Here is a 14,410-nt window from a genome sequence, read left to right as displayed (position 1 = left end):
CCTTACTTTGAAATAGGCTTGTTTCATAAACGTCTTATAATCAAATAGATAGTACATGGCTGATCCTGCTGATCTCTTTGCCTACGTTCGGGGCGAAATTGTGCCGCTCGACCGCGCCTTTCTGCATGTGAGCGATTTGGCCATCCAGCGCGGCTACGGCGTGTTCGATTTCTTTAAAGTGGTGGATGGGCAGCCGCTATTTCTGGAGCAGCACCTCGATCGCTTTGAGGCGTCGGCGCGGCAGATGGAGTTAGCAGTGCCCCTTTCGCGGGCGGCCCTCGAAAGCGCGATTCGGGAGTTGATTACGCGGCACGATTTACCGGTTTCGGGCGTGAAAGTGCTGCTTACGGGCGGCTACTCAACCGACGGCTACACGCCCGCCGAGGCCAATTTGGTCATGCTCCAACAGCCTTTTGCCTTCCCGACGCCGGCTCAAGTAGCGCAAGGAATCAGCATCATTTCCCACGACTACGTGCGGGAAATGCCCCCGGTCAAAACCATCAACTACACCATGGGCATCCGGCTGATCAAAGAAATAAAAGCCCGCCGTGCCGACGACGTACTCTATCACAAAAACGGCTTGGTAACGGAGTTTCCGCGCTCCAATTTTTTCATTGTCAAGCACGACAACACCGTAGCGACGCCCGCGCAGGATGTGCTGTGGGGCATTACGCGCCAAAACCTGCTGGGCCTGTCGGGTACGCCGTATCGCATAACGGAAGCGCCTGTGACTCTGCAAGATGTGCGCGAGGCCAAAGAAGCCTTCCTGACCAGCACCACCAAGCGCGTGCTGCCCGTCGTGCAGCTCGACGGTGCCCCCATCGGGTCGGGCAAGCCCGGTGCCGTTACGCTGGCGTTGCTGGACGCGCTGGTGGAGCTGGAAGAAAGGCAGCTCAAAACCCTGCTGGAGAAACAATAAAACGGCAAAACTCACCCGAAAATCACCCGAAAAGCCGACCTTTAACGCCAAAGCACAACAGGGAAGTACGCTCAGCCGACCACGGCATCGGAGCGTTGGCGGACGGGAAGGTGATTTTGCAAAGACTTGATAAGTAAGTAGATATGGCTCAAAGAATTTCCACCTTCGTCGAAGTAGACACGACCGAGCCGCACCGCATTCGCACGCGGCAAATCGTGAAGGCTCATCCGGAGGTAAAGCAGCTGATGACGCGCAACCCCACCACCTTTCTGATTGGGGTGGCCTGCGTAAGCGCGCAGGTGCTGCTGGCGTACTTGCTGCGCAACCAAGCCTGGTACTGGACGCTGCCGGTGGCGTATCTGGTGGGCGCCTTCTTCTCGCACACGCTCTTTGTGGTGATTCACGAAGCGGCTCATAATCTGGTGTTTAAGAAGCTGTGGCAAAACGTGGCGGTGGGCATTATTGCCAACTTTCCTTCGGTAGTGCCCACGGCGATTTCTTTTAAAAACTTCCACATCAAGCACCATGTGTTTCAGGGCGTGCACGAACTCGACGCCGACCTGCCCGACTGGTACGAGGCCCGATTGATTCGCAACTACTCCTTGGGCAAAGCGATCTGGCTGTTTTTCTTCCCCCTGTTTCAGGTAATCCGCACGGTGCGGTGTCGCGAGGTGGCCGCCGTCGACCGCTACGTGGTGGCCAACTTTGTGGCGCAAGTAGCTTTTGATGTGGCCATTGTGTATTTCTTCGGCTGGACGGCCATGCTGTATCTGTTCCTGAGCTTCTGGTTTTCGGTGGGACTGCACCCGCTGGGCGCCCGCTGGATTCAGGAGCACTACCTCACCCTCGACCCCCGGCAGGAAACCTACAGCTACTATGGCCCGCTCAACGGCATCAACCTCAACGTAGGCTTTCACAACGAGCACCACGACATGCCCTCCATTCCGTGGAACAACCTGCCTAAGCTCAAGGCGGTAGCGCCTGAGTTCTACGAGCCGCTCCTGCACCACACGTCTTACACCAAGCTGTTTTTCCGTTTCCTTTTCGACCAAGAAATCAGCCTGTTTTCGCGCATTACCCGCAAAGCCCGCGGTCGCGCCACCCTTCAGGACAACTCCACCCCGGATTTACAGCTGGTGAAGTAAGCCCCACGCGTAGCATAAGTATAGCAAAGGCGCTGTTTCGCAAGAAGCAGCGCCTTTATATTTATATGATTACCAACTAGTTATGTAGAAAGGATAATGCTGCTACGCACATCCTGTTTTGGCAGTGTCGGCTAATCCGCATTCCGGCTTATCTTACCTGATCCCATCGGCTTGCCGCTCTTTCCACTCAACCCCATTCCCACCATGCGCGATCGCTACCTTAATTTGCTGAAACAGTGCCTTTTGTGGCTCCATCTTTCCGCAGCTTTTCCGCTGGCCGGCCTGTTGCCATTGACCGTGGCGGCACAAGGAACGCCAGCCATTCAGCGCGTGAACCCAACCAACTGGTGGGTGGGCATGAAGAAAAACAACGTGCAATTGCTCGTCTATGGTCCGGGCGCTGGTACGCTGAGTTATGCAGTGGCCTATCCGGGTGTAAAACTGGTGAAAGCCAGCACCGTTGAAAATCCCAACTACGCGTTTCTGGACCTTACCATTGCCGCGACGGCCAAACCCGGTACGGTGCGCCTCGTGGGCAAAAAAGGCGGCCAAACCATCACGCGCAATTGGGAGCTAAAGGCCCGCGATACCTCGGTGAAGGCCCAGGGCGTGACGGATGCCGACTTTATCTACTTGGCGATGCCCGATCGGTTTGCCAACGGCGATCCCAGCAACGACAAGTTTGCCGACATGGCCGACCCCAGCTCCGACCGCACCAATCCCTTCCTGCGCCACGGCGGCGACCTGATTGGGGCGGCGCAGCGCATTGGCTACCTGAAAGACCTCGGGGTGACGGCGGTGTGGTTTACGCCCGTCATCGAAAACAACCAGCCCTTGACCGACGAAGGCGGCGCCAAACGAGCTTCGTACCACGGCTACGGCTTCACCGATCATTATAATGTAGACCGCCGTTTGGGCGGCAACGAGGCGTACAAAGCCTACGTGAAGCAGGCGCACGCGGCCGGCCTGAAGGTGGTGCAAGATGCTGTGTATAACCACGTTGGCAACAACCACTGGTTTATCAAGGACCTGCCCATGAAAAGCTGGCTGCACCAGTGGCCCACCTACACCAACACCACCTACCGCTACCAGCCCATCACCGATCCGCACGCCGCCCCCAGCGACCGCAAGGTGACGCTTGATGGCTGGTTTGTGCCGTTTCTGCCCGATCTGAACCAGCAGAACCCCTATGTGGCCAACTTCCTGATTCAGCACGCCATCTGGTCGGTGGAGACGTTCGGCATCGACGCTTGGCGCATCGATACGTATCTGTATAACGATCAGCCATTTATGAATCGGTGCAACCAAGTCCTGCTCACCGAGTATCCGCGCATCCACATCTTCGGCGAGTCGTCGGTGAATAACGTGATTGATCAGGCGTATTACGTTCGCAACAACATCAACTTTCCCTTCAAGTCCAACCAGCCGGGCGGCCTCGATTTCGTCTTGGAAAGCGCCCTTCTGGATGGCTTGAAGCAGCCCGTAAGCTACGATGGTGGGGTGCAGCGCGTCTACCAAACGTTAGCGCAAGACGCTGTGTATCAAGACCCTGATAAGTTGGTCACGTTTGTCGACAACCACGACCACGACCGCTACCTCTCCGTGATTGGCGAAGACATCGCCAAGTACAAGATGGGCCTAATCTGGCTGCTGACGACCCGCGGCATTCCGTCGATGTACTACGGCACCGAAATTTTGATGAAGAACTTCAAAAACCCTTCCGATGCCGAAGTGCGCCGCGACTTTCCCGGCGGCTGGCCCGACGACAAGGAAAACAAATTTACGGCCGCCGGCCGCAACGCCGCCGAAAACGACGCCTTTCAATTTGTGCGCACACTGGCTACCTACCGCCGCGACCATGCGGTGCTGCACTCCGGCAAGCTCATGCAATACCTGCCGCAAGATGGCCTGTACGTCTATTTTCGCTACACCCCCGCCGGCACAGTAATGGTTGCCACCAACTCAACCGACAAGCCGGCTTCGCTGCCCACCGCCCGCTTTGCTGAGCGTACCGCCGGTTTTACCAAAGCTCGAAATGTGCTTACCAACGAAGCGCTAAACGATATTTCCACGATTTCGCTCCCCGCCAAGACAGCCGTTGTGCTGGAGTTGCTCCGGTAAGGCAAGCGGGGCAGTCACACATGGCAGCGAGTGTGGCATCCGTGCTTGCACAGATAAGCTTGCTGGGTTAGAAAACCGGCGCAGAAGCACAACCGTTACGGCGACAAGGCAGCACAATTTGGATTCCGCGCCCGCCTGTAACATTTTCTTAATGTCACAATTTTAGCTTTCTGATACGGTCATTTGAGCGACCTAATGAAGTTGTAAGTCGAAAAATCTAATGATATAATGAAAAGACAATATTTGTAACTTCTGCAAAAACGTGTCACTGGTTTGGAGAAGGCTTCCTGTTTAAAGCTGATTTTAATAGGAATCTTGGCAGCCTCAAAAGTTAAAAGGAATAGCAGAAAGCAATTTCAGCACGTTCCGGACTAGCTCAACTTGAGAATACACGCCTCCCTTTCCATCCTCCAATCCAAACCAACCCTCATGAAGTTAAACCACTTCACACTCCCCACCAAGTCGTTGTTTGCGGCCAGCTTGATTTCTGCTTTCGCCTTAGGTGGTTGCGACACCAGCTTCGACAAAACCGAAGCCGACGCTGTCAGCACCCAAAGCCAATCGGCAGATGCTTTCGGCGAGTCGGGCAAAGACTATGTTGCCAACGAACTGCTGGTGAAGTTTAAGCCCGGTCTTTCGGAAACGGCCAAAGCCAACGCGCTGGCTCGCATTAGCGGTAAAGTGTCTGAGAAAATCTTGACCAAAGCCATGGCAAGAGCCGGCGAAAAAGAAGGATTGCTTGTGGTACACACGCCTTTAGCTGCTCTCGAAGCCATTTCTAAAGCAAAAGGCGGCCCCGAAGTAGAGTTTGCCGAGCCTAACTACATCTACACCCACACGGCGGCTACCAACGATACGTACGTGGCCAACGGCTCGCTGTGGGGCATGGATGCTGCCAATGCATACGGTAGCCAAGCGTCCAAAGCTTGGGCAGTGGGCCACACCGGCTCGGCCAGCGTGGTAGTCGGCGTTATCGACGAAGGCATTCAGTTCGACCACCCCGATTTGGCGGGTCAGATCTGGACGAATCCGTACGACCCGGCCGACGGCGTCGACAACGATGGCAACGGCTACATCGACGACATCCACGGCTGGGATTTCGACGGCAACAACAACTCTGTGTATGACGGCACCACGCGCGGCAGCTCCGACGATCACGGTACGCACGTATCAGGCACCATTGGCGCCAAAGCCAACAATAACGCAGGCGTAGCCGGCATGAACTGGAACATCACCATCATCTCGACCAAGTTTTTGGGCAAACGCGGTGGTACTACGGCAAACGCGGTGAAAGCCGTTGATTATCTGAACGATCTGAAAACGCGCCACAACATGAATATCGTGGCCAGCAACAACTCCTGGGGCGGTGGCGGCTTCTCGCAAGCCCTGTACGACGCCGTGAGCCGGGCCAACGCCAAAAATATCCTGTTTGTGGCCGCAGCCGGCAACGGCGGAAGCGACGGCGTGGGCGACAACAACGATGCGGTAGCCAGCTACCCTTCTAACATGGACCTGCCCAACGTAATTGCGGTAGCCGCCATCACGTCGACGGGTGCTCTGTCGAGCTTCTCCAACTACGGCGCTACGACTGTTGATTTGGGCGCTCCGGGTCAGGCCATCTGGTCGAGCACCGCTTACAACATCTACGAGTCGTACAGCGGCACTTCCATGGCTACGCCGCACGTAACGGGTGCCGTAGCGTTGTACGCGGCTTCTCACCCCGGTTCGGACGCTGCCACCATCAAAGCTGCTATCCTAAACAGCGTAACACCAACTACCTCGCTGGCTGGCAAATGCAGCACGGGTGGTCGTCTGAACGTGAGTGGTTTCTAACCGCTTTCGGGTAAGAAAAGGCTTTCCAGCCAACTATCCTTCAACAAAAAAGCCCCGCCAATTCGGCGGGGCTTTTTTGTTAAGAATTCATTTTGGAGCAAGCAAACAGGGCATCTGTTACGCGCGAACAGGAGCGTAAATGAGTCCAACTACGCCTTTGTCAAGTGGCTTACTGTCAAGAAGTTGCAAAGTTGTCTGAACGCCTTCCTGAAACAGCCGCTTGCCGCTGCCCAGCACCAGCGGATACACCATGAGGTGGTATTCGTCGATGAGGTCGTGCTGCATGAGGGTGCGGATAAGCTCGCCGCTGCCGTATATCAGCAGGTTTTGGTCGGGTTGCTGCTTCAGGCGCCCTACTTCTTCCGGGATGTTTTGCTTAATCAGGCTAGCGTTCCATTCGGCTGTATCCAGGGTGGTGGAGGCTACGAATTTGGGCAGGCTGTTCATGCGGTCGGCACCAGGCTGACCTTCCATCTTAGGCCACGCAGCAGCAAACCCTTGGTAAGTCACCCGGCCCAGCAGCAGCGCGTCGCACCCGTACATCAGATCAGACTGAAACTTGGCGATACTATCGTTCCAGTAAGGGGCGGTCCAGGCGGGGTTTCCCATGACGCCATCCAGCGACAGATACATGGCAACGGTTATTTTTCCCACGATGCTTGTCTGATTACAATACAGCTAGCATAGCAAATCCCTGGTACAGACGAAATTTAGTGAGCAGCAACCGCTTGATTTTCTGCGGATTGTGTGGCGGGCTCTTTGTCGTAGTTGAGCATCCAACTCATGCCGTAGCGGTCGGTAAACATGCCGAACGTCGCGCCCCAGAAGGTGTCGGCCAGGGCCATGGTTACGGTGCCGCCTTCGGAAAGCTTGGCAAACAACGTTGCAATTTCCTCCGCGCTGGGGCAATCGAGGCTCAGCGAAACGGAATTGCCGTTGGTGACCTGTCCCATGCCAGAATCCGAAGCCATCAGCACGAGGTCGCCGCTCTTCAGGATGGCGTGCATCACGCCTTGCTGTGCTTCGGCGGGCATTTGATCGGCCACTGCCGGCGTGTCGGCAAACGACTGGATCTGCAAATCACCGCCCAGGCAGTCGCGGTAGAACGTCATGGCTTCCCGGCAGTTGCCGTTGAACGTCAGGTAGGGGATGAGTTGAAGGGTTTTCATGGTATTGGAATATAAAAGGTGAAAAATTGCTCGTAAGCAGCGCAGACTTTGTGCTAATAAAATTAGTTAAAAGCTGCTATATTTCAAACTATATATCCAATTATATTAGTAGTTATTTTTCGCGATGTTCCTTTCTGTATTCGACAGAGAGAATCCGCTCCAAGGGCTTGCCGAACGCGGCTAGGGTAGCACCCGCACCAGCGACTTGTCGTAGAGTTGCAGCCAATCGCGGCGCAGAATGGCGTAGAGGTATTCGTCTTCAAACTCACCGCGTTCGTTGATGCCGGATTCGCGCATGATGCCCTCAAACTGGAAGCCCCGCGTTTTTTCAATAGAGCGCTTCGACGACAGGTTGGATACCCGGTGTCCGGTTGCTACTCGGTTCAGGCCCAACAGCTCGAAAGCCAGATAAAACAGGTGCGGTTTGCTACGCGGCGTCACGCCCCGGCCGCGCATGTGCTTAAAAATATCAGCTCCCGTCGAGGCGTATTGTTCCTCCCAGCTGTCCACCGTCAGCACCGTCATGCCGGCCAGCTCCGGGCCCAGCATGGAATAGAAGCCAAAGTTGGTGCGCCGGCCCTGCTCGTAGCGGGGCAAGTAGTTGCGGAACAGTTCCTCCAGCATTTCCCGCGAATCGGGGTGGCCTTGAAACAGCTCGTACACCTCGGCCAGATTGTTCTCATTGATGAGATGCAGCGTGATGGAGTCGGAATAGAGTGCTTTAAACATACGATTTATAATATCTTGATAGTCAAATGATTACTGTCGGGAAATATATCGCTTTTCGGGCAGGTGGCAAAGCTTGCGCGCCGCAAAACGATGCCTGACCGCCTACTAAGCAAGCCGCCCTTGGCTCAGCAAATACAGGTAGTAAATGCCGTACTATTTCGCTATATTCATATATGTTTTTCTGGTGTAATCAATTGATAATCAATGAATTGTATTATGGAAAACAACACAAAAAAAGCAGTCGAAAAATCCATCACTGGGTATGCGATGTTTCGGCGAGCCCTATTGGCAGCGGTCCTGCTGATTTTGCCTGCCTCCCTAACAATGGCCCAAACCAATGAGGATGAGGTCCTTAAATCGGTTATTCGCAACGAAACCAGTGCTTATTTCAAGCGCGATGCGAAAGCCTGGCAGGCCACCTGGCTTCAGGAGCAAAAGGCAACCCGCACAATCATCGGCAACGGCCGTTATTTCACCGTAACGGGCGGCGACAAGATCAGGGACGACATACTGAAAGACATCAAGGACAACCCCAAAAACATTCCGGTGCAGGTGACTTCCCGCAACTTCCTGATCTCCAACGACGGCAACATGGCGTGGGTCGAGTACGACCAGACGCTGATGCTGCCCACGCTCGACCCCAAATACAAGTCGGAGACCAGGGAGCAACGCTTGCTGCTGAAGCGCGGCAACCAATGGAAAATTGCCAACCAGATCACAACGGACAAGAGCCTAGGCGGCTCCGACCCGAAAGCCATTGAGGCCAGCCTGAGCTCCGTGGGGTACCGGCTGATGGCGGCCAAGCGCATGAAGGAAGCGATCGACGTTTTCAAAATGAACGCCTCGCTCAATCCGCAGTCCGCCGACGCCTTCGACAGCCTAGCCGAAGCCTACATGAAAGCCGGCAACAAGACGCTGGCCGTGCAGAACTACGAAAGGTCGCTCCGCATCAACCCCGCCAGCGAAAGTGGCAAAGAAGCCTTGGCTAAGCTCAAGCAGAAGTAAGCGGGAATTTCGGTTATAACTATTTAGCGTATAAGTAGTTAGCGGTCGTGGTGACGATACCGATCGTGGTGGTCGTCATCGCCGCGGGTTCTGCCAGTATGAGCCCATCTCCCGTCGCGATCGTGGTGCCGGTGGCGACCGTTGTAGCCGTAGGTGCGATGATGGCCGCGGTTTCCGTACCCATAGCCCCGGTCGCGGTACACGCCGAAGCAGTTGGCAAGCAGGAAACACATTGCGATAAACAAAAATAAGCGGGTGGTTTTCATAGCGCCGAAATGTGTGGAATGCGTTGACGGATAAGGTATTATATCGCTAAACGCTTGCGCAAACGGCGTGGTGCACAGCAAGCCTTTTTATTTTGTGGCCCGTGGTCGGGCAGCGCGTTTTTGAAAATCCGGCGAGGTAGCAGGCAGGCCTCGGGCCGAAATACTTCGGGCCGAGGCGCGGTTTATTGACCGCAATGTGCTAACTTATATTAGTCTATCTCTATATGCGCGCCCACAGCCCGCTATGGCCCGATTGCGCAGCAGCGGAGGCTGCCGGAAATAGACGTGGTCCGCTTTCGTTACCGGTCAATTCCGGTTTTCGCCCGAGGTAGTACTGTCCCGCCGCGACCTGATTTGATTTTCATTCTGAAATACCGCCCACCAGAACCGGGGAAGCCCCCGGTGGAGCAATTCCTTTCATTCTGACCAAGCCTGTTGCCAAGGCCCGGAAGCGCGGGCCGGCGACGGCTGCCTGCTGCATTTCCTTTTTCACCTAAGAATGCGCCATGTTAACAGAAGAACTCATTGCGGAACCCCACCTGAACCTGCGGGGCAAACTGATTCGGCGCCGCGATGCTGACTATGATACGGCCCGCAAGGTCTACAACGGCATGATCGACAAATACCCCGATCTGATTGCCCGCTGCGCCGACGTAGCCGACGTCATTGAGGCCGTGAATTTTGCCCGCGAATACGACGTGCTCGTGGCTGTGCGGGGCGGGGGCCACAGCGGCGCCGGCCTCGGCATGTGCGACAAGGGGCTGGTAATTGACCTGAGCATGATGAAAGGCATCCACGTCGACCCCGTGGAGCGCACGGCTTTGGTAGACGGCGGCTGCACCCTCGGCGACGTTGACCATGCCACGCACGCGTTTGGGCTGGCCCTGCCCAGCGGCATCATCTCGACTACGGGCGTGGGCGGCATTACGCTGGGCGGCGGCTTGGGCCACCTCACGCGCCAGTGCGGCCTCACCATCGACAACCTGCTGGAAGCCGACGTGGTGCTGGCCGACGGCCGCTTTGTAAAAGCCTCGGCCTCGCAAAACCCCGATCTGTTCTGGGCGCTGCGCGGGGGTGGGGGCAATTTCGGGGTGGTTACGTCCTTCCTATTCCGCCTGCACCCCATCAACAACGTGTACGCCGGCCCGATGCTCTGGCACGTGAGCGAAACCAAAGCGATGATGCAATGGTATCGCGAATTCATCAAGAGTGCCCCGGAAACGATCAACGGGTTCTTTGCCTTCCTGTCGGTGCCGCCTGGCGCGCCGTTCCCCGAAGACCTGTGGAACAAAATCATGTGCGGCGTGGTGTGGTGCTACACCGGCCCCATGGAGCAGGCCGAAAAAGTATTCGAACCCATCCGGGCCGTCCGCAAGCCGGCTCTGGATTTTGTCGGGCCGCTGCCGCTACCGGCGTTGCAGAGCATGTTTGATGGGGTGTATCCGCCCGGCCATCAATGGTATTGGAAAGCCGATTTCGTCAACGAACTCAGCGATGAAGCCATCGACATCCACGTCAAGTATGGCACTAGCTTGCCAACGCCGCTTTCGAGCATGCACCTCTACCCGATCAACGGCGCGGCTTCGCGCATGGGCAAGAACGACACCGCCTGGAACTACCGCCACTCGACGTGGTCGATGGTGATTGTGGGCGTCGACCCTGACCCGGCTAACAAGGGACTCATAACCGACTGGGCCAAAGCCTATTGGAATGCCCTGCATCCGTACTCGGCGGGTGGGGCCTACATCAATTTTATGATGGAAGAAGGCGAAGACCGCATCAAGGCCACGTACGGCGAAAACTACGACCGGCTGGTCGCCGTCAAAAACAAATACGATCCCGAAAACCTGTTTCGCATCAACCAAAACATCCGGCCCAGCAAACAGGGACATGTTTTTACCTAGTAGGTAAGTATCAGATTGTGAGATACTTATAATATTCGTACGAAAAGCCGTCTGTTTCCGCTGGGGCAGGCGGCTTTTCATTGGGTGGGTTGTGGTCTGAGAGTGCGCCGCAGCGCCAAACAACCAACGGCGGCTTGGCTGGTTGTTACCCTTACGCGTGAAGCAAGCGGCCTAATGCCGGCCCGTGCGCCGCGGACTGTCGCTGCTTTGCTCATCTCACAACCTCTATTCCTATGAAGTACAATCTGTTAGGCAATACCGGCCTGAAAGTATCGGAACTCTGCCTGGGCACCATGACTTTTGGCGGCAAAGGCTGGGCCGAAGCCATTGGCTCGCTGGCCCAGCCTGCCGTCGATGCGCTGGTAAAACGCTCCGTAGAAGCGGGCATTAACTTCATCGACACGGCCAACGTGTATTCGGAAGGCTTGTCGGAAGAAATGACTGGCCAGGCCATTCGCAACCTGGGCTTGCAGCGCGACGACCTGATCGTGGCCACCAAAGTGCGCGGTAAAATGGGCGAAGGCCCCAACGATTCGGGCCTGACGCGCAAGCACATCATGCAGCAGGCCGAAGCCAGCCTGCGCCGCCTCGGCACCGATTACATCGATCTCTACCAAATCCACAGCTACGACCCGCTGACGCCGCTGGAAGAAACCCTGCGCGCCCTCGACGACCTGGTGCGCAGCGGCAAGGTGCGCTACATCGGGGCCAGCAATATGGCCGCTTGGCAATTGATGAAGGCGCTGGCGTACTCTACCTACAATCACAAAGAGAAGTTTGTGTCGTTGCAGGCGTATTATACCATTGCCGGTCGCGATTTGGAGCGCGAGTTGGGCCCCTTGCTGCTCGACCAAAAGCTGGGCCTGATGGTCTGGAGCCCGTTGGCGGGTGGCTTGCTGAGCGGCAAATACACCCGCGAACAGCACCAGGAGGAAGGCCGCCGCGGCCGCTTCGACTTCCCACCTGTCGATAAGGATCGCGCTTTCACCATTGTGGATAAGCTGCGCCCAATGGCCGAGGCAAAAGGCGCCACAGTGGCCCAGTTGGCGCTGGCTTGGTTGCTGCAACAGCCCGTCGTAAGCAGCGTCATCATCGGAGCCAACAAGCCCGAACAGCTGGAAGACAACCTGAAAGCCGTAGACATCAGCTTCAGCGCCGAGGAGCTACAGCAACTCGACGAAGTAAGCAAGCTCGCCCCCGAATATCCCGGCTGGATGCTGGACTTCACCGGCGGCGACCGTAAGGCTAATTAAGGCCATTTCCCAGACTGTTTTTTAGTTCAACCGCTCCTGGTCGCCTGATCGGGAGCGGTTATTTATTTAGGGCAAGAGTAAAAGAAATATGCTTACCCTATTAGCAAGAAGTATGTATTTCGCACACAATATTTCAAACCCGCGTACTTTGTAGCAAACCCCATTTGCATCATGTCCGAACCTGCTACGGCTTCTGGTTTCCCTCGCCTCACATACTTGCGCATCAAAAACTACCGCGCCCTGCGCGACGTGGAGTTACGCGATCTGACGCCATTAACGGTGTTCATCGGCCCCAACAGCAGTGGCAAATCTACCGTCTTGGATGCGCTGGCATTTCTGGCCGAAGCAGTGAGCGGTAACCTGCAACAAGCCTGGGAAAAGCGGAATCGGTTTGCGGGAATGCGCACGCGCGGCAGTGACGGGCCGATAGAGTTTGAGGTGAAGATTACGGATGATTTTCGTGGATTAACACTAAGATATATCTTAGCTATTGGTGAAATAAACCAGAGGCCATTTATTGTCAATGAAGAACTTGGCAATTCTAAAGAGTTGCTATTTATATCATTTTATCAAGCAGAAAATAACACCACACTGGCTAGCATTCCTAGCATGGCAGAAACCCATGAACATCAAATATTTTATAATAACCAACCAGCTTGGCGTAAAACCGGAGAATATCAATTTGACGGCTGGAAGGAATCGGTAGTTCCTTTATTAACAGGCTTAGCTTTACCTTTCGCACAAGAATTAACAGTTCTTAAAAGTACACTTACTTCCTACCGTTATATCCACCTCACCGACGACCACCTGAAAGGCTACTCCGATGCTGGGCCTCGTGAAAAGCTATCGGCCAACGGTGACAACCTGCCCAACGTGCTCTACTACCTGCACACCAAGCACCCGGAAGCGTTGGCACGCATTACGGCGCAGTTACGGCGTTGGGTGCCTGGGCTGGCAGATGTAGTGACGGAAATAACCTCCGACGAGCGGTTGCTGTTGCGCTTCAGGGATGCCCCGTTTGAGAAGCCACTGCCGGCTCAGTATATGTCGGATGGCACGATGCGACTCGCGGCACTGCTCACGCTGCTCTATGAGCCTAATGCTACTGGGCTCTTAGGCTTAGAAGAGCCTGAAAATGAGTTGCATCCGCGCCTATTGCCGCGCTTGGCCGAGGAATTGATCAAAGCCACCGAAACGCGGCAGCTATTGATAGCGACCCATTCGCCGGCTCTGCTGGATGCCTTGGAGCCGGAGCAAGTCTGGATTCTGCACCGCGGCGAAGACGGCTATACCCAAGCCACGCGCATAGCGGATATACCCGAGGTAGTAGCAATGGTGGAGGAAGGCTCCAAACTGGGATACCTTTGGGCGCGCAACTTCTTTGATGTAGGCGACCCCCTAGCGCCACGTTCTTCGCAATCTGCTCAGGAATAGTATGCAGGTTGAATTTCTGCTCGAAGAGGAATCGGCGGAGGATGCATTACGCCAGTTGTTACCCCGTGTGCTGCCCGCCCATTACGTACCACGTTTTCGGGTATTTGCCGGCTGGCAAGATCTGATGGGACAATTACCTGCGCTTATGCGAGGCTATCAGCGCCGCATTGGGCAGCCCGCCCAGCACGAATTGCGCATCGTAGTCTTATTGGACGCCGACGGGGTTGCTGAAGCACGCGCTGCCAAGCAAGAAGAAGCCGCCATAGCAGCCGGGTTGCTGACCTATGTCCAAGCCAAAGAAGGACAACACTTCCATGTCTTCAACGCGCTAGCCGTGCAGGAGTTAGAAGCGTGGTTTCTTGGCGACCGTGACGCTATTATGTCCGCTTATCCAAAGGTTAAAACCCATCATTTTAAGGGTATCGACCGGGAGCCGGATAATCCACCAAAACCAAATGAGGTGCTGTGGCGGATTCTAAAAGAAGCAGGGCTCTTTGCTTCTGGCAAGCGCAAAAGAGAATGGGCTGAGACTATTGCTCCGCACCTTAATCCCGAACAAAACACTTCTCTTAGTTTCCAATACTTCCGGGAAGGTCTAAGACGCCTATAAGTAAAGAGCCCCGTTTCCAAGG

General features: G+C 55.4%; 13 protein-coding genes. 9 read left to right on the top strand and 4 right to left on the bottom strand.

The annotated features are described in order from the left end of the window. Positions 1 to 55 precede the first annotated feature (55 nt). The 4 genes from H9I52_RS15205 to H9I52_RS15190 all read left to right on the top strand — a co-directional run bounded on the left by H9I52_RS15205 (position 56) and on the right by H9I52_RS15190 (position 6,018). Positions 56 to 919, top strand: coding sequence for an aminotransferase class IV (locus tag H9I52_RS15205; protein ID WP_187454525.1), 864 nt, complete (start codon positions 56 to 58; stop codon positions 917 to 919). A gap of 143 nt (positions 920 to 1,062) precedes the next feature. Further along, positions 1,063 to 2,064 carry a fatty acid desaturase gene (locus H9I52_RS15200; protein ID WP_187454524.1) on the top strand — a complete coding sequence of 334 codons (1,002 nt, stop codon included), beginning with the start codon at positions 1,063 to 1,065 and terminating at the stop codon, positions 2,062 to 2,064. A 204-nt stretch (positions 2,065 to 2,268) separates the two neighbouring features. Further along, positions 2,269 to 4,185, top strand: coding sequence for a glycoside hydrolase family 13 protein (locus H9I52_RS15195; protein WP_187454523.1), 1,917 nt, complete (start codon positions 2,269 to 2,271; stop codon positions 4,183 to 4,185). 429 nt (positions 4,186 to 4,614) lie between these two features. Then, positions 4,615 to 6,018, top strand: coding sequence for a S8 family peptidase (locus H9I52_RS15190; RefSeq protein ID WP_187454522.1), 1,404 nt, complete (start codon positions 4,615 to 4,617; stop codon positions 6,016 to 6,018). Between the two features lie 117 nt (positions 6,019 to 6,135). Here the strand turns inward: H9I52_RS15190 and H9I52_RS15185 are convergent, their stop codons facing one another. The 3 genes from H9I52_RS15185 to H9I52_RS15175 all read right to left on the bottom strand — a co-directional run bounded on the left by H9I52_RS15185 (position 6,136) and on the right by H9I52_RS15175 (position 7,916). Continuing rightward, positions 6,136 to 6,672: a dihydrofolate reductase family protein gene (locus H9I52_RS15185; protein ID WP_187454521.1), complete on the bottom strand. Its 537-nt coding sequence runs from the start codon at positions 6,670 to 6,672 to the stop codon at positions 6,136 to 6,138. Between the two features lie 56 nt (positions 6,673 to 6,728). Beyond that, positions 6,729 to 7,187, bottom strand: coding sequence for a VOC family protein (locus H9I52_RS15180; protein WP_187454520.1), 459 nt, complete (start codon positions 7,185 to 7,187; stop codon positions 6,729 to 6,731). A gap of 180 nt (positions 7,188 to 7,367) precedes the next feature. Beyond that, positions 7,368 to 7,916, bottom strand: a complete 549-nt coding sequence (locus H9I52_RS15175; RefSeq protein WP_187454519.1) for a GNAT family N-acetyltransferase — start codon at positions 7,914 to 7,916, stop codon at positions 7,368 to 7,370. 216 nt (positions 7,917 to 8,132) lie between these two features. Here H9I52_RS15175 and H9I52_RS15170 point away from each other — a divergent pair, with 216 nt between their 5' ends. After that, a complete protein-coding gene (locus H9I52_RS15170; protein ID WP_187454518.1) occupies positions 8,133 to 8,921 on the top strand; it encodes a nuclear transport factor 2 family protein in 789 nt (262 codons plus the stop codon). A gap of 38 nt (positions 8,922 to 8,959) precedes the next feature. Here the strand turns inward: H9I52_RS15170 and H9I52_RS15165 are convergent, their stop codons facing one another. Then, on the bottom strand, positions 8,960 to 9,187 hold the full coding sequence (locus H9I52_RS15165) for a hypothetical protein (RefSeq protein WP_187454517.1): 228 nt from the start codon (positions 9,185 to 9,187) through the stop codon (positions 8,960 to 8,962). Positions 9,188 to 9,693: 506 nt separating this feature from the next. On the opposite strand from H9I52_RS15165, the gene H9I52_RS15160 reads away from it, so the two are divergent. From H9I52_RS15160 to H9I52_RS15145, 4 genes are all read left to right on the top strand, one after another. Further along, the gene (locus H9I52_RS15160) at positions 9,694 to 11,091 is read left to right on the top strand and encodes an FAD-binding oxidoreductase (protein WP_187454516.1); all 1,398 of its coding nucleotides are present in this window, start codon (positions 9,694 to 9,696) and stop codon (positions 11,089 to 11,091) included. Positions 11,092 to 11,324: 233 nt separating this feature from the next. Beyond that, complete coding sequence (locus tag H9I52_RS15155) at positions 11,325 to 12,344, top strand: aldo/keto reductase (protein WP_187454515.1); 1,020 nt, start codon at positions 11,325 to 11,327, stop codon at positions 12,342 to 12,344. A gap of 171 nt (positions 12,345 to 12,515) precedes the next feature. Next, a complete protein-coding gene (locus H9I52_RS15150; RefSeq protein WP_187454514.1) occupies positions 12,516 to 13,778 on the top strand; it encodes an AAA family ATPase in 1,263 nt (420 codons plus the stop codon). A gap of 1 nt (position 13,779) precedes the next feature. Continuing rightward, positions 13,780 to 14,388: a DUF4276 family protein gene (locus tag H9I52_RS15145; protein ID WP_187454513.1), complete on the top strand. Its 609-nt coding sequence runs from the start codon at positions 13,780 to 13,782 to the stop codon at positions 14,386 to 14,388. The last annotated feature ends 22 nt before the right edge of the window (positions 14,389 to 14,410 follow it).

This window comes from Hymenobacter sp. BT491, from assembly GCF_014349165.1.
GTDB lineage: Bacteria > Bacteroidota > Bacteroidia > Cytophagales > Hymenobacteraceae > Hymenobacter > Hymenobacter jejuensis.
The sequence above is the reverse complement of the archived record's forward strand: the minus strand, read 5'-3'. Positions and strand labels throughout refer to the sequence as shown.